The organism is Bacillus cereus group sp. N21, assembly GCF_016483395.1.
GTDB classification, from domain to species: Bacteria; Bacillota; Bacilli; order Bacillales; family Bacillaceae_G; genus Bacillus_A; species Bacillus_A pseudomycoides.
Map to the genome: position 1 here is coordinate 1 of NZ_JAEHBX010000374.1, position 257 is coordinate 257.

Sequence of the window (257 nt, forward strand, 5' to 3'; positions counted from 1 at the left end):
GTATTAAATAGAGAAATAAGCTCGTTAAAAGCTCATATAAAGGGTTTACAGACGAATATAAGAGTTTTGTATATACAAACGAAAAAAGTTCTTAAAGAGCAATTTAAGGTGCTTAGAGGAATTGTTAAAAATGAATTGGATAGCAAGGGAGTAGATAATCAATTTGAACGTGAACATAAGAGAGAAATAAGTAGACATCAAAATCTTGATAGAGAAAGATAGAATTGAATGTTATGTTTTTGCACGAGATGGAAAGC

General features: G+C 30.0%; 1 pseudogene. It reads left to right on the plus strand.

The annotated features are described in order from the left end of the window. Positions 1-222: pseudogene (locus JDS96_RS31255) on the plus strand (plasmid recombination protein); the annotation flags it as partial. Positions 223-257 lie beyond the last annotated feature (35 nt).